This window comes from Pseudarthrobacter sp. NIBRBAC000502770 (assembly GCF_006517815.1).
Taxonomy (GTDB): Bacteria; Actinomycetota; Actinomycetes; order Actinomycetales; family Micrococcaceae; genus Arthrobacter; species Arthrobacter niigatensis.
Map to the genome: position 1 here is coordinate 76,814 of NZ_CP041198.1, position 21,243 is coordinate 98,056.

A 21,243-nucleotide genomic window follows, 5' to 3' on the forward strand; every position below is an offset into this window, starting at 1 on the left:
GGCTGTTAGGGCGCCTGGCTGTACGTCAGGCAGGCGGGGGCTGGCACCTCGGACAGAAGTAGATGTCCCGCTCCTCTTCGCCGTTTGGCTTGCCCAGGAGCCCCCGCTGGATGGGGGTGCCGCACTTGAGGCACGGCCGCCGTTCTCCGCCGTAGACCCAGTAGCCCGGCCTGCCCGCCATCCTGCCCACCGGCATGCCCCGGTTATTGAGGATGGTGACGCGGCGCCCCGCACCCAGGTTGACCTCCAGGAGTTGCTTGGCGTCGGTCATCATGGTCCGCACGTCTGCGACATCGGCAACCGGGGTGGCGGGATGCACCCCCGACAGGAAGCACGCCTCGCAACGGTAGATGTTTCCTATGCCGGCGAGGTTCCGCTGGTCCAGGAGTGCCACACCGATGGGAACCTCGGGGCGCGACCTGACGCGCCGTTCGGCCTCGTCCAGGTCCCAGTCAGCGCCCAGGAGGTCCGGGCCGAGAAAGCCCACAATCGAGTCTTCGTTGGCGGTGGCCACCACTTCCACGACGCCCAGCGAGAAGCCGACGGCGTCCGCCACGGCAGTGCGCAGAACGCACCGGGCGGTGTAACCCGGTTTCCGCCACCTCCCGCCGGGCGGGTAAACCTGCCAGGCGCCTTCCATCTTCAGGTGCGAGTGGATGGTCAGCCTCTTGTCCTCGGGGCTGACCACACGCATCAGCAGGTGCTTGCCCCTGGGGACCACTTCATCCACGGTCCAGCCGGAAAGGTCCAGGGTGGCGAACCGGGGCACGCGGAAGTCAGAGGCCATCAGTGTCTGTCCCGCCAGGGCCTCATGCAGCTGGTGCGCGGCCCGCCAGACAGAATCCCCCTCAGGCACGGATCCTCAGTCCTTTCGGCGTGGAGTAGGCTCCGGCGGCGCTGAGGGCAGCGGCAACAGGGGTATCGAGGATGCCGTGGCCGTTCACCTTCTCCATGATCAGCTTGTCCACCGCTCCACGGGTCACGACTCCCACCAGCGCTGCCCCTGCCGCGGCGAGGACGGCGTCGTCGTCGCTGAAAGCCAGCAGCGTCTTTCCGCCGCGCTCCACGTAGAGAACCAGCGCACCGTCCACCAGCACCACCAGCGCCCCGGCTTTGCGGCCGGGTCGGTGGCCGGTACCGGCGTCGTCCTGCGGGGCGGGCCAGGGGAGTGCGGCGCCGTAGGGGTTGGCCGGATCTGTGGCGGCGAGGGCAAGTGCCACGGGTTCAGCCTTGGCCAGCCCGGTGTCCTCCGAGTAGGAGCGAAGCCGGTCCACGGTGGCGGGCACTGCGAACTGGGCGGCGCCCAGGTGCTCGATAAAGTAGCCGCGGCGGCAGCGGCCAACTTCCTCCAGCCGGGCCAGTACCTTGTACATGAGTCCGAAACCCCCCAGGATCTGCTCAGCCATGACCGAACCCCTGGTAACCACGCCGTAGCGGTCCAGCAGGAGTTCCGCGGTGGCACGGGCGTGGATGGTGGCATCGAGTTCAGGTTCGGGCAGCGCGGACCAGCGGCCAGCGGCAGTGGGCGGCGTCGCTGCGCCCGGGGATCCGTAGCGGCCGCCGGACAGTCCGGGGGACCCCATCAGGCCGGTGCCATGGGAACGGCCCAGCCGGCTCAGCCGTGGTGCCCTTGCCCGCGGTGCGCGGGCAACCTGGCGGTGGGCGGTGTGGCCCCCGGCGATCAGGGCCCGCACGGGGGCGAAGGTGTCTCCGGTGATCCGGCCGGCCCAGGCCAGGTCCCAGAGCGCTGCCACTACTTCCTGGTCGCTGAGGACGGCGTCCATTCCGCCGGCAACCTCGGACAGTTGCCGGAAGAAATACCCGCCGCCGTTGTTCCGCAGGTGATCAAGGAGCCGTTGGCCGGCGTCCCCTGGTTCGAACTCGGGGGACGGGTTCAACGTCAGCTCCACCGAATCCGCCAGGTGGAGGCTGATCCAGCCGTCGTTCCCGGGCAACGCCCCGGCCCCGGACCACAGGACCTCGCCGGCAGCCATCAACTCATCGAGCATGGCCGGCTGGTAGTTGGACACGCGGGTGGACAGCACCAGGGGTTCCCATGCCGAGGCGGGGACGGGTACTCCCGAGAGCTGGTCGATGGCAGTGATGATGCCGTCCAGTCCGCGCAGCGAGGGCTGTCCGCGGCCGCCGCCGGGGGTCCTGACATGTTGCCATGCGGGGAGGAAGCGTCCGTAGGCGGCGGCGTCCACCGGTTCCACTTCCGCGCGCAGGGCGGCCAGGGAGCGACGCCGGAGTTTGCGCAGCACTTCGGCGTCGCACCATTCGCTGGTGATGGTGTGTGGGACGTCAGCGCCGGGGGCGTTGGCTGGCGGCGGTGCTGCTCCGTCAATTTGCGGCGCTGCGTCAGCTTCCTCTCGGGCCGGCGGGGTCACATGCGGCCTGAATTCCCCTTCCACCACGCGGCCGTCCGCCGCCAGGCGCTTTAGCGCGGTGCCCACCACGGCCACGCCCAGGCCCAGCCGGGCCGCAGCCTCCGCCGCGGTGAAGGGGCCGTGGGTGCGGGCATACCGGGAGACGAGGTCGCCCAGGGGATCGGCAACCGGCTCAATGAAGGCCAGCGGAACACCCATCGGCAGCGGCACGCCGATGGCATCGCGGAGGCGGGCGGCGTCCTCCACCGCGGCGAAGCGTTCCACGCCGCCGATGTTGACCTTGATGGCACGGTTGGCGCGCTGCAACGCCAGGAGGTGGGCGTTGGCGTCCGCCGCAGTGGCGGAGGGGGTTTCGGCGCGTGCAGCCTCCACGGGCTCGCCCACCGGTCCGGCCGACTCATGGGCCGCGGGTTCGTTGGCCTCGACGACAGGGGTTTCGGCAGGTTCCAGCCGCAAAGCGGCCTCTTCCGGATCGAGGGGCCCCAACAGCCGCAGCAGGTCCGCCACGCCTTCCATTCCGCGTGCACGGCGGTCCGGGGCGAGGCGCTGGAGCTCGCGTTCGGTGGCGTCGATGACCTTCGCGTCCAGGAGTTCGCGCAGTTCCACCCTGCCCAGCAGCTCATTGAGCAGCGTGGAGTCCAGCGCCAGCGCGGCGGCGCGCCGCTCCGCGAGCGGGGAATCGCCCTCGTATAGGAACTGGGCCACGTAGCCAAAGAGAAGGGACTTGGCGAACGGTGAGGGCTGCTGCGTGGTGGTCTGCAGGATCCGCAGTTCCCGCCGTTCCACGGATGCGGCGATGTCCTTCAGCGCGGGCAGGTCGTAGACGTCCTGCAAGCACTCGCGCACGGTCTCCAGCACGATCGGGAACGTGGGGTATTTCCGGGCCACATCCAGCAGCTGGGCGGACCGCTGGCGCTGCTGCCACAGGGGCTGGCGTTTGCCGGGGGTCTGCCGGGGCAGCAGGAGCGCCCGTGCCGCGCATTCCCGGAACCGGGAGGCGAAGAGGGCGCTGCCACCCACCTCGGCGGTGACAATCTGTTCCAGCTCCTCGGGATCGAAGAGGAACAGCTCGGCGCCCGGCGGCTCGTCCTCCATCATGGGCACCCGCAGCACGATGCCGTCGTCGGCCGCCATGGCGGAGCCATCCAGCCCGTAGCGCTGGTGCAGCCGCTGCCCCACGGCCAACGCCCAGGGCGCGTGCACCGGCATGCCGAATGGGCTGTGCAGGATCACGCGCCAGTCGCCCAATTCGTCGTGGAACCGCTCCACCACCAGCGTGGTGTCGCTGGGGACCACCTCGGTGGCCTGCTTCTGCTCCGTGAGGTACTGGATGAGGTTGTTGGCGGCGAAGTCGTCCAGTCCGCTGGCCTTGCAGCGCTCGGTGGCAGGGCCGGCATCGGACGCGGACAGCTCGCGGACAAACGCACCCAGGGCGCGGCCAAGGTCCACCGGCCGGCCCAGCGAATCACCCTTCCAGAAAGGCAGCTTTCCGGGCTGCCCGAACGCGGGGGAGACCAGGACGCGGTCGTGGGTGATGTCCTCGATCTTCCAGCTGGTGGCGCCCAGGGCAAAGACGTCGCCCACCCGGGACTCGTAGACCATTTCCTCGTCAAGCTCGCCTACGCGGCGGCCACCCTTGGGCGCGCGCGCCGGTTTGCCGTCCTCGGCGGGGGAGGCAGAGCCTTCCTGTTCAGTGCCGATGATGTAGACGCCGAACAGCCCGCGGTCCGGGATGGTGCCGCCGGACGTCACGGCCAGGCGCTGGGCTCCCGGCCGGCCCTCGATGGTACCGGCGTTGCGGTCCCAGATGATCCTGGGCCGGAGCTCGGCGAATTCGTCGGAGGGATACCGCCCGGCCAGCAGATCCAGGGTGGCTTCGAACGCGGATCGTGGGAGGGACGCAAAAGGCGCGGAGCGCCGCACGGTGCTGAACCATTCCTCCACGTCAATGCTGCCCAGTGCCGTGGCGGCCACGGTCTGCTGGGCCAGGATGTCCAACGGGTTGGCAGGGATGCTGAGCCGCTCGATCCTGCCGTCCAGCATGCGCTCCACCGTGATGGCGGTGTGGACCAGGTCAGCGCGGTGCTTGGGGAAGAGGACGCCCTGGGAGATCTCGCCCACCTGGTGCCCGGCGCGGCCCACCCGCTGCAGGCCGCTGGCCACCGAGGGTGGCGATTCAACCTGTACGACCAGGTCCACGGCACCCATGTCGATGCCCAGTTCCAGGGATGATGTTGCCACCACGCACCGAAGCCGGCCGGACTTGAGGTCGTCCTCGATAAGAGCGCGCTGGTCCTTCGATACGGAACCGTGGTGGGCGCGCGCCAGGACCGGATCTGCCCCGGCGGAGCTTCCGGCCTGGGCCATCATGTGCGCCGGGGTGGCGGTTGACACGGGAATGCCCGACGCCGGTTCCCCCGCGGTGCCGGGCGGAGCCGCCTGCCCTTCCGGACCGGGCCCGTCCCAGCCGCCGCCGACGGCAACCAGTTGGCGTTCGGCGTAGATCTCGTTGAGCCTGGCCGTGAGACGCTCCGCGAGGCGCCGGGAATTGGCGAAGACGATGGTGGACTGGTTGGCCAGCACCAGGTCCACGATCTTTTCCTCCACGTGCGGCCAGATGGACGCCTGCGGCTGCAGCCCCGATGCCGGGCCGGAATCGAACGCCCCGGCCGCGCCCTGCAGGTCTGACATGTCCTCCACCGGCACGGAAACCGTCAGGTCCCAGTTCTTCCGGGCCGGCGGAGCGACAATTTCCACCGGTGCCGAGCCCGCAAGGAACTGCGCCACGAGTTCCCGGGGTTCCACCGTGGCAGAAAGCCCGATGCGCTGTGCGGGTTTGGGCAGCAGCGCGTCCAGCCGTTCCAGTGATACGGCAAGGTGCGCTCCCCGCTTGGTGCCCGCCACGGCGTGGACCTCGTCAAGGATGATGGTGTCCACCTCGGTGAGCGTCTCCCGGGCCTTTGACGTGAGCATGAGGAACAGCGATTCGGGGGTGGTGATGAGGATGTCCGGCGGGTTGCTCAGGAGCCCGCGGCGCTCAGCTGCGGGCGTATCCCCGGACCGGACCCCCACGGTGATCAGCGGCGCGGGTAGCCCAAGCCGCTTTGCGGTCTGGGTAATGCCGATCAGCGGGGAGCGCAGGTTCCGCTCCACGTCCACGCCCAACGCCTTCAGCGGCGATATGTAGAGGACGCGGGTCTTGCGCTTGGGTGCCCGCGCGCGTTTGCCTTTGGCCGGCGGCTCCTCCGCGGCAGGCCCAGGGGCGTGCGAGACCAGGAGCCGGTCCAAGGCCCAGAGGAAGGCGGCGAGCGTTTTTCCGGAGCCGGTGGGGGCCACCACCAGGGCATGCGAGCCGGAGGAAATGGCGTTCCAGGCGCCGGCCTGCGCCGGAGTCGGCTCCGAAAATGCGCCCAGGAACCAATCCCGGGTGGGCCGGCTGAACTGGCCCATGGGCGCAGCCGTACCGGAGGCACCGCCGCCGGCAGGACACTGTTCCTGGTTCATGCCTCCATCATGCCCCACGGCACCGACACCCAACTCACGCAGGCCCGGCCTGGGGCAGGTCCTTGGTGGCAGGGCCCTCAAGCAGCTTGCCTTCGTTGGTGAAGCGCGAGCCGTGCAGGGGACAGTCCCACGTCTGTTCGTTGTCGTTCCAATGCAAAATGCCGCCCAAATGGGTGCAGACCGCGGACAACCTGCAGGTGTTTCCGCCAACGGTGGATACTGCCACCGGCCGGTGGCCGTCGCGGTAAACGCTGCCATGGCCTTCGGCCGGGGCTGTGGCAGCCGCGTGTTCGCCAGGGACGGGTGCCGGGGCCGCAGCGACAGGAGTAGTGCCCGCGCCCGGAGCAGGAGGCCGGTCCTTGCCACGTTTGAACCCGTCAAACCTCCGGCCCTCCGCCGCCAGCTTCCCCCAGTCCGAGGCCAGCCTGGCCGCCACCCCGGCGTTCAGCGTGACGGCGGAAAACGCGCCGGCTGGTGCCGTGATGCGGTGGTGGATGGTGTCAGCCCAGGGCATCTTTCCGCCGAGGATGTCCGCCGAGATCCCCAGGGCGGCGGCCACCGCGTTGGTCATTCCCCATTTGTTGTAACCGGTGCCAAAGTAGATCCGGCCCTTACCCCGGGGAAGCTTGCCAAAGAATGGCATGAGGTTGGTGGGGTGGTAGTCCTGCGCGGACCACATGTGGGTGGCAACAGCACCGGGATAGTGCTTGTCCGCCCAGGACAGCAGGCCGGCCAGGTGCGCCTTCTCGGAATCGGTCCTGCCCACGTGGTGCCCGTGCCCGCCCACCAGCAGCAGGTTCCGCCCGTCCACCTCATAGTCCCGCAGCGAATGGGTGGGTTCTTCGACGGAGATGTACATTCCCGGCGGAGGTGCTTGCTCCTCCTGGAGTTCAAGCGCGGCCGCGTAGGAACGGGCGGGCTTCAGCTTGGCGAAGTACAGGCCGCGGTCCAGGACCGGGATGCCGGTGGCCAGCACTACTTTGTCCGCCCTGACGCTGCCCCGGTTGGTCCGGACAATGGAGGGCGCGTCACCGGTCACGTCGCGAAGCCGGACTCCGCCCACGATGCGGCCGCCCCGGCTCCGGATGTCCGCCACCAGGGCATCGAGGACATCCATCGGGTTGATCTGGGCCTGGCCGCGCAGGCGCACGGCGCCGTGGACGGGAAACGGAAGGCCGGCGTCGCGAACATAGTCCATGTCCAGCCCGGCAGTGCCGGCGGCGCTGAGCTCTTCCCTCAGTTTCTCAGTGCCTTGGGCCGACGCAGCGTATGTGTAGGCGGTGCGGCGCTGGAAGGGCACGTTTTGTTCCTCGAGGTAGCGCAACAGCCACGCCTGTCCCTCCCGGTTCCCGTCCACGTATGCCTGCACCTGTTTCCGCGAATACTGGCGGGCGAGCCGGGACAGGAACGTGCCCTGCAGCAGGGAGACCTTGGCGGTGGAATTGCCGGTGGTGACGGCTCCCGGGTGGCGGGCCTCGAGTACCAGCACGCTTTGCCCGGACCGGGCCAGCAGCAGGGCGGTGACCAATCCGGTGAGCCCTGCACCCGCCACCACCGTGTCGTACCTGGAATGCGGTTCGAACGGATCTGCGGCGAAGGGAGCCCTGCGGTCCAGCCAAATCGACGTCATGCCAGTCCAACCTGCCTTCGGTCCACAACCCTCACAAGCCCGATTTGCGATGGGTCCGTCATGCACCCCTGCTACTCGCGGCCTATTTGATAAGTGTACTTATGAAATCGGGTTTTTGGTCCGACGGCGGTCCAACATAAACGTCAGGGTGCCCCGGCTTGTCGGCCGGGGCACCCTTATGTCATTCGGGGGCTTCCGCGGGGCGTGAAGCCAAGCGGTCAGGCGGGCTGGAATGCTCCGATACTCAGCAGGGTGATGTCCGCGTTGCTGCAGGCCGTGGTGGGCTCCGGGATGAACAGGGAGTCGGTGTCCTCCGGCGGATAGATCCTGTACCCGGCGGCGTCGACGGCTGCGCAGCCCTGGTAGTTGCGGGCCTGTGTGTACCGGAGGACTGCGGTGCCGGTCTGCCCGGGGGCCAGGAGGACGTCAACGACGCCGGCGGAGTCGTCCCGGGCCGCAGGTGAACCGATGGGGGCGCCGGTGGCTTCCGCCACGAGGGAGACGCCGGGGTAGCCGCGAAGGATGCAGGGGTCGGAGCCCTTGTTGGTGAGGTTGAGCTTCATGTAGACACTGCCGGCGGCGCCGCCGCCGGATGCGTCGGTCGCGGCGGTAAGTCCGGCCGCCTTGCATAGCCCGGGCCCGCCGGCAGCGGATGTGGCTGGGACGGGTGAAGCGGGCGTCGACGTTGCCGGTGCCGGGGACGACGGAGGCGGCGTGGACGCCGATGCCGTGGGGGACTGGCTGGCCTGCCCGGTGGCGGGCGTAGTCGTCGTCTGGGACTGTGGCTGGCTTGGCCCGCATGCGGTGAGCAGCAGCGCCGCAGCCGCGGCCGCCGTCGTCAAGGCAAACCCCTGGGAAATTTTCTGAGACCTCATGGCACCACCTTCGCGGTAGCCGTTGCCCACGTCAACGATGCCGCATGCGGTAGCGGCAATTTGATGCCCGGATCGTGATGATCCGGGCACCAAATGCGCCCCTCTTGCCCGCCGCCTGCGACGTGGGTGCCGGCGGCGGGGGCGACGGTGCCTGCCGCCAAAGTGCCGGGCCCTGTGACGGTGTGGAGGGCGGCGCTAGACTGCCAGCGTACGTATTGGCGATCGAAGGAGAAGTTCATGGACTACACCGGAAGCCAGTCGGAGAAGGTCATCCAGGCCGGTGAACTGGGCCGCAGCCACATAGGGCAGACCATCAGCTTCCAGCCGAACGAGTTCACGGTGGTCTTCGGAAAGCTCGCAGGCATCGCTCGGACCGAGGCCATGGTCTACCTTTCCCTGGCGGGAGTAGGAAACGGCACGCACCTGAAGGATGAATACGACCTGCCCGTCACGCATGAGGTCTACGTGCCGGTGGATGTCATTTCCAACGCGGAATCGACCATCAAGGACCTGTTCGGGAAGGTCCAGGAGAACCTGCGGGGCGGCGGCCATAAGGGCGGCGAGGACCGGACTGACAGGCTCTAGCCGCAACTGAACAGGGGAAGGCCGGCACGAACGTGCCGGCCTTCCCCTGTTCCTGTCGTGGTGGGTGCTGCGCCGGCTACGCCGCGGGAACGAAACTCAGGGCCGAGTTCCACTGGAACTGGGGCAGCTGCTCATTGGCTGAGAGCAGGATGTTCAGGAAACCGGTCTGTTCCAGCTGCCGTGCGCGGCGGAGTGGCCCCACCACAATGGGGGTCAGGTCGGCGGCGGAAGCGAAAGCGGCGACGGCGGCGACTGCTGCCTCATCATCTCCGGCCACCAGGACGTCCAACTTCTGGCCGGCAACTTGGCCCTCGCCCAGGGTGGCGGCAAAAGTGGTGTTGAAAGCCTTCACAACTTTCGCTCCGGTGGCCTTCTGCAGTTCCTCGGCGGCGGAGCTGCCGGCCGGAACGGAGAGGCCTTCAAAGGTGGAGAAGTCCACGGGGTTGGTGATGTCGACGTAGACCTTGCCGTCGAGACTGTCGCCGTAGCGGGCCACGATGTCCTTGGCGGCGTCGAAGTACACGGCCGGGATGACGATGGAACCGGTGACGGCGTCGCCCAGCACGCCGGTGCTTACCTGGCCGGTGAATTCCGCGGCCAAGGCGTCGGCCTTGGCCTTGTCCCCGTGGGCCAGGATCTGGACACTGTTGCCTCCGGCGATGGCGCGGGCTGCAAGTCCGCGGGCCATATTGCCGGTGCCGATGATGGTGATGTCAGTCATGATGTTCTTCTTTCCAAAGAGGCGGGATAGGAAATTCACTGCAGTCCTTCGTTGAAATGCCCTTACTTGAAGCTTCAACTAGTGTCTCCGTGAATCTATTCCCGGCCAGGGAAACTGCTGTCCGCTTATCAGTACCGGAGTCAGGTGGCTGGGATCCGGAGGACTTCTGCCGCTGCCCGCAGGTAGGGGGCCGGGTCGGCGTCGGTTCCGGCGGCCCAATCCAGCCAGGCCTGGAAAGTGGCGGCGATGAAGGCGGCGCTCACATATCCCGCGGTTCCTTGCGGCACCCCGGCCGCCGAGAGGTAGGCCAGAGCCTCCCGGCGCTGCGCCCCCAGCGCCTCATGGCTGTGGCTGAGCAGTTCCGGGTGCTCTGCGATGAGCCGGAGGCGCGCCCGGGCCAGATCCGGATGAGGCAGTGCGGCCGCCCCGGCAGCCACCGCATCGGCGAGGACGCTGATCGGCGGCCCGGGCCGGGCAGGACTGCCGGCGGCAGTGGTTCCGGTGCCCAGGGCACGCAAGGATGCCTGGAGGGCCGGTTCCATGCCGCCCCACACCAGGTCCGCCTTGGTGGCGAAGTAGCGGTAAAGGCTCTTCCTCCCTATTCCCGCGGCCTGGGCGATGTCCGCCATGGAGGTCTTGCCGTATCCCTGGCGGGCAAACAGGTCCATTGCGATGCGTGCCACGGAGTCGGCGTCGATGGTCGCCGGCCTGCCCGCCGCGCGCGTGGTTTCACCGTCCACTGCTGCGCCTCCATCCGTATCGCGTGCCATTGCGTCCCTTCCATAATGACACCGCGTGTCATAAAGTGTGGGCATCACGCTCCCACTCTGGAAGGACCATCATGGCCACCGACGCATCTTGGCAGGAATCCGTCACCCCGGGCCGGTTCGCCGGCAAGACCGTCATTGTCACCGGGGCTGGCTCAGGCATCGGACAGGCCACGGCACTGCGCGTGGCGCGCGAAGGTGGACGGGTGGTGGCGGCCGACATCAGCCAGGAGCGGCTGGATGGGCTGGTGGCGCACAACGCCGACCTTGACCTGGTTCCGGTGGCGGGGGACATCTCGACGGAAGAAACAGTGGCTGCCGTCGTCGGGGCCGCCGGGGGCAAGGTAGACGCACTGGCCAACGTTGCCGGCATCATGGACAACTTCGCCCCGATCCACGACGTGGATGACGACACCTGGGACCGGGTCTTCCGCATCAACGTCACTGCGTTGATGAGGCTGACACGCGCAGTGCTGCCGTTGATGCTGGAAGCCGGCACGGGCTCCGTGGTCAACGTGGCCTCCGAAGCAGGGCTGCGGGGTTCGGCGGCCGGTGCCGCCTACACCGCGTCCAAGCATGCGGTGGTGGGCCTCACGAAAAATTCAGCCGTCATGTACGGGCCAAAGGGGTTGCGCTTCAACGCGGTGGCCCCCGGCGCCACCATCACGAACATCGTGGCCAACTGGGGATCGCAGCTGGCTGTCGAACGCCTTGGCCCGCTGATGCAGGCCAACATACCGGCGCCGGCCACCGCCGCCCAGCTCGCCGCGTCCATCACCTTCCTGCTCAGCGATGACGGCACCAACATCAATGGCGCCGTCCTTGCTTCCGACGGCGGCTGGTCGGCACTGTAGCCGGCGGCGGCGCTGCTGACCGGCAGTTAAGGCAAGCGGGCGACGGCGGGAGGTCCCGCCGTCGCCCGCCTCACCTTGGGCCGTGGGCGCCAAAGCGCGCTGCAACTAGTACGCCTTGACGCGCTGCTCCACGATGAGGTGGATCAGGGCAAACACCCCGTCGCCGTCGATGGCCGCCAACGCGGCATCCAAGGCGGCCGGCACGTCCCGGTCCTCGGTTACGGTGATGCCAAACCCTCCGAAAGCCCTGGCCATCAGCGCAAAATCGGGGTTCTTCAACTGCGTGCCGGACACGCGCTGCGGGTAGTGCCGTTCCTGGTGCGTGCGGATGGTGCCGTACTCCTGGTTGTCCATGACCACCATCAGGGGCGTGGCGCCGTACTGGGCGGCGGTGGCCAGCTCCTGCCCATTCATGAGGAACTCGCCGTCCCCCGCGATGGTCACCACCCGCCGTCCTGGCTGGGCCAGCGACGCGGCGATCGCGGACGGCACCGAGTACCCCATGGAGCCGTTGCGGGCGCTGATCATGGACGCGTAGCGGCGGGTTGGGAAATACCGGTGGGCCCAGTTGGTGTGTTCCCCGGCCCCGAACGTCACCATCGCATCCCCGGGAAGTCGGGGCACAAGGTTGGCCATCAGGGTGTCCATCCTCGCCTTGCCCGGCGCCGGGGACGCAGAAGGGAGCGCCGCGAAGCTTTCCTGCTCTCCCCGCATCCTCGCCGTCCAGGCCTTCCACTCCTCCTTGACCGGCAGGTCGATGCACTCCAGGTCCCGGACGAACGCGTCCGGTTTGGCCAGGATCTGCCGTGACACGGGTCCGGACCGCCCCCGCAGCGAAGGGTCCGCTGTCACCAGGAAGTTCTTCTTGCTCCAGTCCTGGCGGCACACGAATCCGTCAGTGATCACATCTCCGGGCACCGTGCCCACGAACACCAGGAGGTCTGTCTCCTCCAGGAGGTCATATGTGGGCCTGGGCCGGCCGTACCCGATGGGCCCCACGTAGGACGGCGAATCAAAGGACACCGTGCCTTGGGTGCGCCACTCCGCGGCGGCCGGGATGTGATGGCGCTCCAGCCAGGAAGTGAGCTGCGTGGCCGCCTCCTGCGTCCAGTCGTTGCCGCCGGTGACGAAGAGCGGCTTGCTGGATTCGGCCAGGGCAGCCTTCAGCGCCGCGGAGTCCGTGCTGCTCAATCCCCCTGCGGCTACGGGTATCGCGGGGTGGAGTTCCGGGCTGACCTGCTGGCGGATCACGTCCTCGGGCAGGCCAACAACCACGGGCCCAGGCCGTCCGCTCATCGCCGAAAACATGGCTTCGGCCACGATTTCGGAGGCCCGCTCCGGATGGTCCAGAACCATGACGCGCTTGGCGCCGGTATCGAACCAGGACTTGATGTCGAATTCCTGGAACGCTTCGCGGTCCCGGTGGGCAAACGGGATCAGGCCCACGAAGAGCAGCATGGGTGTGGAGTCCTGCCAGGCGGTGTGCAGGCCCACATGCGCATTCGCGGCGCCCGGTCCCCGGGTGACCATCGCGACACCCGGGCGTTGCTGCATCTTGCCGTCCGCCTCCGCCATGTAGGCGGCCCCGCCTTCATGCCGGCAGACGACGGTTTCAATGCTGGACTGGTGCAGGCCGTCCAGCACGTCGAGGAAGCTCTCGCCGGGAACCACGTAGGTGCGTTCCACGCCGTGGGCCACCAGCGAATCGACGATGACGTGTCCGGCGGATTTGAGGGCGGGCGCCACACGTTCCTGGTGGTGGACGACGGCGGCGGGCTGGGGACGGGAGGTGGTCAGGGTGGGCTGCGGCTCTGGTGTCATGGTCTTTCTTCAGCTCGGATGATTGCAGGCGTTGTGGTCAGGAAATGGGCGTCCGGTTGGCGATCACGGGTGCTTTCCCGGTGTAGCCGTCGCGGGTTTCGGCGATGTGGCGGATGCGGTGGCGGCAGGCGTACCAGCCGGCGACCATGAGGATGGAGGCGATGGCGGTGACGAGCATGGTCAGGGGTGAGTCGATGAAGACCATGGCCAGGACGCCGATGAGGAAGAGCAGGGAGAGGTAGCCGGTGTAGGGGGCGCCGAACATGCGGAAGGTGGGGCGGGTGACCCAGCCTTTGTCGGCCCAGCGTTTGAGCTGGATTTGGCACAGGACGATGGTGGCCCAGGTCATGATGATGCCGACGGAGGCGATGTTGAGGACGATTTCGAAGGCTTCGGCGGGGACGAGGTAGTTCAGGGGGACGCCGAGGAGGGAGACGGTGGCGGTGATGGCGATGCCGCCGTAGGGGACGCCTGCTTTGTTCATGCGGGAGGCGAATTTGGGGGCGGAGCCGTTGACGGACATGGAGCGCAGGATCCGGCCGGTGGAGTAGAGTCCGGCGTTCAGGGAGGACAGGGCGGCGGTGAGGACGACGAGGTTCATGATGACGTCCACGCCCTGGACGCCGATGGAGCCGAAGAACGTCACGAAGGGGCTGACGCCTTTTTGGTAGGAGGTGAAGGGCAGCAGCAGGGCCAGGAGGATCACGGAGCCGACGTAGAACACGGCGATGCGGAAGACCACGGAGTTGATGGCCTTGGGCATGATTTTTTCGGGGTTTTCGGTTTCGCCGGCGGCGGTGCCGACGAGTTCGATGGAGGCGTAGGCGAAGAGGACGCCCTGCATGAGGATGATCATGGGGAGCAGGCCGTTGGGGAAGATTCCGCCGTTGTCGGACAGGAGGCTGATGCCGACCTGCTGGCCGTCGACGGGGGTGCCGAAGATGACGAAGTAGGTGCCGATGATCAGGAACGCGACGAGGGCGGCGACTTTGATGAGGGCGAACCAGAATTCCATTTCGCCGAAGACTTTCACCGAGACCAGGTTCAGGGCCAGGACGACGAGGAGGGCGGTCAGGGCCCAGGCCCACTGCGGGACGTCGGCCATCCAGGGGATGTAGTTGCCGAAGAAGTGCATGTAGAGGGCGGCGGCGGTGATGTCCACGATGGTGGTGGTGGCCCAGTTGATCCAGTAGAACCAGCCGGAGACGAACGCGGCTTTTTCGCCGAAGAATTCGCGGGCGTAGGAAACGAACGAGCCCGATGAGGGCCGGTGCAGGACCAGTTCGCCCAGGGCGCGCAGGATCAGGAACGCGAAGAACCCGCACACCGCGTAGGCGATGACCAGGGACGGGCCGGCCGCGTTGAGCCGGCCGCCGGCGCCCAGGAACAGGCCGGTACCGATCGCACCGCCGATCGCGATCATCTGGATCTGCCGGGGCTTGAGGTTCTTGTGGTAACCCTTGTCCTCCGCGTGCAGGGAGGTCTCGGACGCATGCGCGTGACCACCATCAATCAGGTGGTCGAACTCAACCTCGTCATTGGGGTTGTTGGGCATGGGGATTCCTTTCGATCCGGAAAAGATCTTGGTGGATGGGGGAAACTTAGAAGACTGACCAGCCGGTGCGGTCGGAGAGGTCGGCCAGGGCGGCGGTGCCGGCGAGGGAGTTGCCTTTGGCGTCCAGGCGCGGGCTCCAGACGCAGATAACGCACTTGCCCGGGACGATCACCAGGATCCCGCCGCCTACTCCGCTTTTGCCGGGCAGGCCCACCCGGTACGCGAATTCGCCGGCGGCGTCATACATGCCGCAGGTCAGCATGATGGAGCCGATCCGCTTGGCCTCGCTCGGGGACAACACGGCTCCGGGGGCTCCCTGGCCGTCGCTGGCAAGGAACAGGCCTGCCTTGGCCAGCTGGACGCACGTCATCATGATGGAGCACTGGCGGACGTAGTTCTCCACCACTGCCGCCGCCGGCTGGGTGAGGTTGCCGAAGTCCTTGAGGAAGTGCGCCAGGGCCAGGTTGCGGCTGCTGCCGGCGAGTTCACCGGCAGCAGCGGCCTCGTCGATGAACGGCGCCGGCCCTCCCTCCTGGCCTGTTTGTCCTCCGGTACCCGCCTGCCGGGTGAGGAACTGCAGGAGGTGCGCGGCGGCGTCGGGCGTCTCTTCCATCAGGTGGTCCGTGACCACCAGGGCGCCGGCGTTGATGAAGGGATTACGCGGAATACCGTGCTCGGCTTCGAGCTGGACCAGCGAGTTGAAAGCTGTTCCGGATGGTTCGCGCAGCACCCGTGACCACAGCAGGCCGGACCGGCCGCGCTGCAGCGCCATGGCCAGGGTGAACACCTTGGAGATGCTCTGGATGGAGAACGGGACGTCCGCGTCGCCGGAGCTGAAGACCTTGCCGGAGGTGGTGGCAACGGCGATGCCAAAACGGTTGAAGGGGACGGTCGCCAGGACCGGGATGTTGCCGGGTACGGCACCGGTTTCCTTTCGGGGCCGGTGTTCCCGGACGATCTCCTCGAGGAGGATGTCCAGGGGCGGTGCGCTGAGTGTGGTGCTCATTTCCTGCCTGAATTGTCGGTGGAGGCGGCCCACTCCTGGAGATGGAGCAGGGCCACCAGTGAGTCGCGCGGGTTGCCGAAATCCAGGCCGGTCACCCGGGCCGCCTTGGCAACGCGGTAGTAGACGGTGTTTTTGTGCAGGTTCATGTGTTTGGCGCATTCGGAGACGTCGAAGCAGGCGTCGAAATAGGCCTGCAGGGTTGCTGCGAGTTCGGTATCCTCCTGGAGCAACGCCGCCATGCTGCGGTGCCGGAAGGGTGAGCCGTGGAAGTTCCGGACCGCCTCGCGGTACAGGATTTCCGCCTCGAAATCATCAACGGTGGCCACCGTGCCCGGCGTGGCGTTCCGCACGCAGGCCAGCAGCGCTTCAGTGATGCCGGTGACCCCGTGGATGGACAGCAGGTCCGGCGCCAGCGGTCCGACGGCGGCGAAGGGAATGATGCCGAGGTGTTTGCGGGCATCCTTGACCACCGCTTCGGCAAGTGCCCTCAGCCCCGCCTCCGCCGTGCCGGACTGGAGGTCCGGCAGGATGATGGCCGTGTCACCGTTGAACTGGCCCACGACGGCGGACGCCTTGTATGCAGCGGCGTGAATGGAGGCCAGGTTGGCCAGTTCTCCGTGCTTGAGCGCGGCGTCGTCAGCCCGGGAGTCGGCGTCGGACATGCCGACCAGGAGAAGCGCCGCGGGACGCTCCGAGGGGATCTTTCCGCTGTGGGCGCTGGCGGCGGCCTCGGCGGGACCTGACAGGATCCGTGCCACCCGGTCCTCCCGCATGTGGACGGACTGCTGGTTGCGGTATCGGATCAGTTCGGCGGAAACCCTGGCTGCGGCTCCGGTGAGGACGTACTCCACGTCCGGGCCGAAGCCTTCTCCGGTCTCCTGGAGCCAGATGTAGCCCATGATCCGCTCCCCGGCGAAGAGCGCGATGGCCACCCGTTCACGCAGCCCGTCCTGGGGCCGGGCAGGCACGCGGACCGGCTGCCGGGTGCGGTGGAGTTCGCGGTACGCGCCCAGGTCCTTGAGCAGCAGCTCGTACTTCCGCGGGCCGCGGCGGGACAGGATGGACGCTTTGCGGAGCTCATCGATGTCGTTGGTGACCGTGGAGTACGCCAGGACCTTGTTGGCCGCGTCCTCGATCAGCACGTGGCTGGAGGTGAGCCTGGCCGTGGTCTGGGCGATGGCGAACAGGTCTTCCTCGAGCAGGGTGAGGACTTCGCTCTCGTAGCTGCGCGGCTGGATCCGGTCTTTTGCGATGGACAGCAGGCGGTCCCAGTCGGCGGCCGGATCAACCAGCAGGAGGCCCGAGCCCGCTGCCTGCAGGAGTTCTTCCGCTTCGGAGAGGCCTTCGCGGTTGCCTTTGACGGCTACTACCGGGGGCGGGTCTTTCAGGAGCCGCCGGAGCGCCGGCAGGGCGGAGCGGCCGCGGACACCGATGAGCAGGACAAACGCGCCGGCAGCCTGGACGGACTCGTCGTCGGCGTCGACAATCAGGAACCGTTCGATGGCCGGCGCCGAGGGGGCGGGGCGGAGGATGAGGCTGGCGAAGCCAAGGGGAAGATCCGAGAGGATGTCGTCCACCGTAACCGCGGCCATGGGTTGTCCTTTTGCGTCGATCCCGCCGGACGGCTCTGTCCGGTGACCTCATGCTATCCAGCGGCCGCCGTCCTGATTATGTGCCGGGTCCCAAACTCGGGCACGGATTTTTGGGTTCCAGCCCGAGGCGCAGGTCCGCTGCCTGGGAGCCGCCCGGACAGCAACACCAAAGGCGGGCCAGCGTATGCTGACCCGCCTTTGGGAGTGTGGCGATGGCTTGCCTGGACTTTGGATCTACAGCTAGATCCAGGCGGGTGCCGGGGGCGCGGGGGTGACCGATCCGCCGTCGCCGCCTTCCGTTGCTGGACGCTGTGCCGTCGTGCCGTCCGTGCCGCGGCCGGTGGCCCACTGCGCGATGGCGGCCAGGGAGCCGGACACCACGGTGGGGGAAGCGGATGACGTGTCCCCGAAGATGAGCGCGGACGGCTGCCCGGTGACCTCGACCACGAGGTCCTTGTCCGTGCCGCGGGGGTGCCAGGCGCCGGTGATGTCCGTCAGGAGCCGTTCCAGGACGGGGGCGGGGATGTCCTTGAACGTGGCCCCGTTGTCCAGGTCCACGGCGTGCACCCACACTTCCCGGGTGCGCATCCACACGGTCTCTTCGGCCGGGACGGTCCTGCCCTGGACGGTTTTGACCTTGTGGTGCCAGTTGTCGGCGGGCAGGTCGCGCCATTCGACGTTCAGGTGCACGGCGGAGTGGTCGAACAGGTTGCGCAGGGCGATCGGGGACAGCGTCGCGCCGAAGTCGATCTCGTGGTTGCGGACCTCAACGGACGGGTACATCGGTGTTTCCACCCCGGTGGCTGCCCACTCGACCAGCCGGGCGATGGCCCGCGCGTTGTAGCCCACGTGGGCTACAACGTGGCGGCGGGTCCAGCCCGGCAGGAGCGAGTCCCCGTCCAGTTCCGCGTCGGAAAGCTCGTTGAGCTTGCGGGCGAAGAACGCGGTGCCGCGCCGGGCCTGCAGGAGCCCGTCGAGCAGGACGGGATCGGTGGCCTGGTCGTGCCGGGCAACCATCAGGCTTCCTTGACCACGCGGTTGGTCAGCTGGCCCAGGCCCTCGATGGTGGTGACCAGGACCTGGCCTTCCTGCAGGTAGCGCTTGGGGTCCTGGGCGTGGCCCACGCCGCCGGGGGTGCCGGTGGCGATCACGTCGCCCGGGTTCAGGGTGATGATGGTGGAGATGTAGGAGACCAGGAACTCCGGGGTGAACACCAGGTCCGAGGTGGGGGTGGACTGCTGGACTTCACCGTCCACGGCGGAGGTCATCAGCGGGCCCGCGGTGAACTCGTCCTTGGTGACCAGGGCGGGTCCGAACGGGGTGGACTTTTCCCAGGTCTTGCCCTGCAGCCACTGGATGGTGCGGAACTGGTAGTCGCGCATGGAGACGTCGTTGAGCACTGAGTAACCGGCGATGTGCCCAGCGGCTTCGGCTTCGGGGATGCGGCGGCCGGCCTTGCCAATGACGACGGCGAGTTCGGCTTCCCAGTCCACGGTGTCCGATTCCTGCGGCAGGGCCAGGTCGTCGTTGGGACCGATCAGCGACTCGGCGTACTTGGCGAACAGGGTGGGGTACTCCGGAACTTCCCGGCCCATTTCCTTGATGTGGTTGCGGTAGTTGTGGCCCACGCAGATGATCTTGCCGGGGGAAGGCACGACGGGGGCGATGTCGGCACCGTCCAAAGGGTGCGTGGCGCCGTTGGCCGCCTTCGCGGTGGTTTCCCAATTGGGGTCCTGCAGCAGGGCCCCGACGTCGGAGAACCCCGGGATTTCGGTGAGGGTGCCGCCGTCCTGGCGGACCGCCGTCGTGCTCTTGCCGTTGCCGGTGCCGGCGGGGAGGCGGAGGGTGAGGAGTTTCATTACTTGGTGCGTCCTTCGATGTAGGTGCGGTTGAAGTTCAGGCGCTCAAAGATGGGTGCGTCGCTGAACCGGAACAAATCAAACTCGGATTCGGCCTGCAGTGACCAGGCGGCCCAGGACGGGACTACGAACAGGTCGCCCTTGGCCAGGACCCTGGTTTCGCCGTTGAGGGTCACGGTGCCGGTGCCTTCGAAGACCTGCCAGACACTGGAGCCCACCTCGCGGACGGTCTCGGTCCAGGCTCCGGCGCGCAGCCGGTGGAACTCGGCACGGATGGTGGGCATGACATCCCCGCCGGTGGTGGGGTTGGTGTAGCGGACCGCGGCGTGGCCCTGGGACACGGTGGCGGGGTGGCCTTCATCCTCGAGGAGGAGTTGTTCGCGTAGGGCGGCGTCGGTGTACTTCCACCGGTAGGCGGCGATGGGGGAGTTGGTGGTCTCATCCAGGCCGGAGAGCGGGCGCAGCCCCGGGTGGGCCCAGAGCCGCTCGGAGCGGGAGATGTCCGGGGTGGCCTCGTCCGTGACGCGCTCGGTACCGAACTCGAAGAACCCGGCATCGGCGTAGTGGACGAACGGGATGTCCAGCCCATCGATCCAGGCCATGGGCTCATCGGTGTCGTTGTGGTGGCCGTGGAAGTTCCAGCCCGGGGTGAGCAGGAAGTCGCCGCGGGACATCCGGACCGGGTCACCGTTCACCACGGTCCACACTCCCTCGCCTTCGACGACGAAGCGGAAGGCGTTCTGCGAGTGGCGGTGCTCGGGGGCGGTTTCGCGGCCGCCCAGGTACTGGATGGCGGCCCAGAGGGTGGGGGTGGCGTACGGGGTGCCGGCCAGGCCAGGATTGGCCAGCGCGATCGCCCGGCGCTCCCCGCCCCGGCCCACGGGCACCAGGTCCCCGGCGCGGGCGGCCAGCGGGTACAGGTCGTTCCACCGCCACACGTGCGGTACCGCCTTGGGGGACGGGACCATGGGCATCAGGTCCGCGATCTCCGTCCACAGCGGAATCAGGTTTTCCTTATCGAAATCCTTGTAGAGCTGCTCAAGCTGCGCAGCCTCCTCCGGGGTGGGCTCGGGAACGTGGTGTTCCTGCGCCACGGATTCGTGCGTTTGGTTTTCAGCGCTGATGGACACTGGCCTTCTCCTTGCGTGCGGACTGAGTGCGACGTGGATTCGACCCTAGGGAAGGCTTGCTGTGATCTCCAACATATTCTGTCTGCCAGAATTACTCTTGGGACTTTCCGCAGAGAGCCTCAGCTGCTTCCCGCTCCGTCCACCGGATTGGCTGCGATATCCAGCTCCAGCTGGCGGCGGGTTTCCATCATGACGCCCACCAGTCCGGCGTCGAACAGCGGCCGGAACCTGGCCACCGGAGTCGCCACGCTCAAGGCGCCCACCACCATGCCCCTGCCGTTGTGCAGCGCCATCCCAAAGGCACTGATACCCTCCTCCGTGCCCTCGAAGTTGGCGGCGAAGCCGTTGGTGCGCACGGACTCAAGCTCACGCAGGAACGCCGGGTACTCGGCGTCGGAGATGTAGTCGCCGGCGAGCTCCGCGTTGGGCCCGCGGAACAGCTGCTCCACCATGGCGGGATCCAGTTCCGCCAGGATGGCCTTGCCGCCGGAGGCCTTATGGGCCGGAAGCAAGGTCCCCTGCCGGTCACCCACGCGCAGGATGTTCGAACTTTCCACGGTGTCCAGGAAGCGGACCTTGGTGCCCACCCGGATCATCAGGTTGACGGTCTCGTTGGTCCGCGCGCAAAGCACTTCCATATGGGGCCGGGAGATGTCGCGGAGCTGCCGGGTCCAGCTGAACCCGGCAGGCCCGGCGCCCATGGCCGGGCCCGGCACGTAGCGGCGCGTCTCATCCTGGACGGCAAACCCGCGGTACACCAGCATGGCCAGCAGGCGGTGGGCCGTGGACGGGGCCACGCCTAGTTCCGCCGCAGCGTCCTTGAGCCGCAGGCTGCCCACGTCCCGCAGGAGCTGCAGGAGTTGCAGGGCGTTGTCCACTGCCTCGATGGCGTAGGTAGGCTTCCGCCGGGCCGGAAGATTCTGCATGACAGAATCTTATGTGCGCGGCGGTATG

The 21,243-nt window shown here is 67.7% G+C and carries 16 protein-coding genes; 2 read left to right on the forward strand and 14 right to left on the reverse strand.

The genetic code is table 11. The annotated features are described in order from the left end of the window. Positions 1-25: 25 nt before the first annotated feature. The 4 genes from NIBR502770_RS00830 to NIBR502770_RS00845 all read right to left on the reverse strand — a co-directional run bounded on the left by NIBR502770_RS00830 (position 26) and on the right by NIBR502770_RS00845 (position 8,399). On the reverse strand, positions 26-856 hold the full coding sequence (locus NIBR502770_RS00830; protein ID WP_141180723.1) for an Fpg/Nei family DNA glycosylase: 831 nt from the start codon (positions 854-856) through the stop codon (positions 26-28). Next, the gene (locus NIBR502770_RS00835; RefSeq protein WP_141180724.1) at positions 849-5,894 is read right to left on the reverse strand and encodes a DEAD/DEAH box helicase; all 5,046 of its coding nucleotides are present in this window, start codon (positions 5,892-5,894) and stop codon (positions 849-851) included. The genes NIBR502770_RS00830 and NIBR502770_RS00835 overlap by 8 nt, the downstream gene beginning before the upstream one ends. Before the next feature lie 34 nt (positions 5,895-5,928). Continuing rightward, positions 5,929-7,524, reverse strand: a complete 1,596-nt coding sequence (locus NIBR502770_RS00840) for an FAD-dependent oxidoreductase (RefSeq protein WP_141180725.1) — start codon at positions 7,522-7,524, stop codon at positions 5,929-5,931. A 218-nt stretch (positions 7,525-7,742) separates the two neighbouring features. After that, on the reverse strand, positions 7,743-8,399 hold the full coding sequence (locus tag NIBR502770_RS00845) for a DUF4232 domain-containing protein (RefSeq protein ID WP_141180726.1): 657 nt from the start codon (positions 8,397-8,399) through the stop codon (positions 7,743-7,745). Between the two features lie 237 nt (positions 8,400-8,636). Between NIBR502770_RS00845 and NIBR502770_RS00850 the strand changes: the two genes are divergently transcribed. Next, the gene (locus NIBR502770_RS00850; protein ID WP_141180727.1) at positions 8,637-8,984 is read left to right on the forward strand and encodes a hypothetical protein; all 348 of its coding nucleotides are present in this window, start codon (positions 8,637-8,639) and stop codon (positions 8,982-8,984) included. A 76-nt stretch (positions 8,985-9,060) separates the two neighbouring features. Here the strand turns inward: NIBR502770_RS00850 and NIBR502770_RS00855 are convergent, their stop codons facing one another. Together NIBR502770_RS00855 and NIBR502770_RS00860 are read right to left on the reverse strand one after the other, a co-directional pair. Continuing rightward, on the reverse strand, positions 9,061-9,705 hold the full coding sequence (locus NIBR502770_RS00855; protein WP_141180728.1) for an NADPH-dependent F420 reductase: 645 nt from the start codon (positions 9,703-9,705) through the stop codon (positions 9,061-9,063). A 140-nt stretch (positions 9,706-9,845) separates the two neighbouring features. After that, on the reverse strand, positions 9,846-10,475 hold the full coding sequence (locus tag NIBR502770_RS00860; protein WP_141180729.1) for a TetR family transcriptional regulator: 630 nt from the start codon (positions 10,473-10,475) through the stop codon (positions 9,846-9,848). A gap of 71 nt (positions 10,476-10,546) precedes the next feature. On the opposite strand from NIBR502770_RS00860, the gene NIBR502770_RS00865 reads away from it, so the two are divergent. Next, positions 10,547-11,326 (forward strand): SDR family NAD(P)-dependent oxidoreductase, encoded by a 780-nt coding sequence (locus NIBR502770_RS00865; protein ID WP_141180730.1) that lies wholly within the window; start codon positions 10,547-10,549, stop codon positions 11,324-11,326. A gap of 105 nt (positions 11,327-11,431) precedes the next feature. Here NIBR502770_RS00865 and NIBR502770_RS00870 read toward each other — a convergent pair whose 3' ends face one another. The 8 genes from NIBR502770_RS00870 to NIBR502770_RS00905 all read right to left on the reverse strand — a co-directional run bounded on the left by NIBR502770_RS00870 (position 11,432) and on the right by NIBR502770_RS00905 (position 21,215). Continuing rightward, complete coding sequence (locus NIBR502770_RS00870; RefSeq protein ID WP_141158165.1) at positions 11,432-13,147, reverse strand: thiamine pyrophosphate-dependent enzyme; 1,716 nt, start codon at positions 13,145-13,147, stop codon at positions 11,432-11,434. A gap of 37 nt (positions 13,148-13,184) precedes the next feature. Continuing rightward, positions 13,185-14,702 carry an amino acid permease gene (locus NIBR502770_RS00875; RefSeq protein ID WP_141180731.1) on the reverse strand — a complete coding sequence of 506 codons (1,518 nt, stop codon included), beginning with the start codon at positions 14,700-14,702 and terminating at the stop codon, positions 13,185-13,187. Positions 14,703-14,748: 46 nt separating this feature from the next. After that, positions 14,749-15,708 carry a glutaminase gene (locus NIBR502770_RS00880; protein WP_141180732.1) on the reverse strand — a complete coding sequence of 320 codons (960 nt, stop codon included), beginning with the start codon at positions 15,706-15,708 and terminating at the stop codon, positions 14,749-14,751. Beyond that, a complete protein-coding gene (locus tag NIBR502770_RS00885) occupies positions 15,705-17,300 on the reverse strand; it encodes a CdaR family transcriptional regulator (protein ID WP_141180733.1) in 1,596 nt (531 codons plus the stop codon). The genes NIBR502770_RS00880 and NIBR502770_RS00885 overlap by 4 nt, the downstream gene beginning before the upstream one ends. 240 nt (positions 17,301-17,540) lie before the next feature. Then, positions 17,541-18,317 carry a maleylpyruvate isomerase family mycothiol-dependent enzyme gene (locus NIBR502770_RS00890; RefSeq protein WP_141180734.1) on the reverse strand — a complete coding sequence of 259 codons (777 nt, stop codon included), beginning with the start codon at positions 18,315-18,317 and terminating at the stop codon, positions 17,541-17,543. Continuing rightward, positions 18,317-19,159 carry a fumarylacetoacetate hydrolase family protein gene (locus NIBR502770_RS00895; protein ID WP_141180735.1) on the reverse strand — a complete coding sequence of 281 codons (843 nt, stop codon included), beginning with the start codon at positions 19,157-19,159 and terminating at the stop codon, positions 18,317-18,319. Before NIBR502770_RS00895 ends, NIBR502770_RS00890 begins: the two co-directional genes overlap by 1 nt. Then, positions 19,159-20,289, reverse strand: coding sequence for a cupin domain-containing protein (locus tag NIBR502770_RS00900; RefSeq protein WP_141180736.1), 1,131 nt, complete (start codon positions 20,287-20,289; stop codon positions 19,159-19,161). Before NIBR502770_RS00900 ends, NIBR502770_RS00895 begins: the two co-directional genes overlap by 1 nt. Before the next feature lie 119 nt (positions 20,290-20,408). Further along, entirely contained in the window at positions 20,409-21,215 is an 807-nt protein-coding gene (locus NIBR502770_RS00905) for an IclR family transcriptional regulator (RefSeq protein WP_141158159.1), read from the reverse strand. Positions 21,216-21,243: the final 28 nt, after the last annotated feature.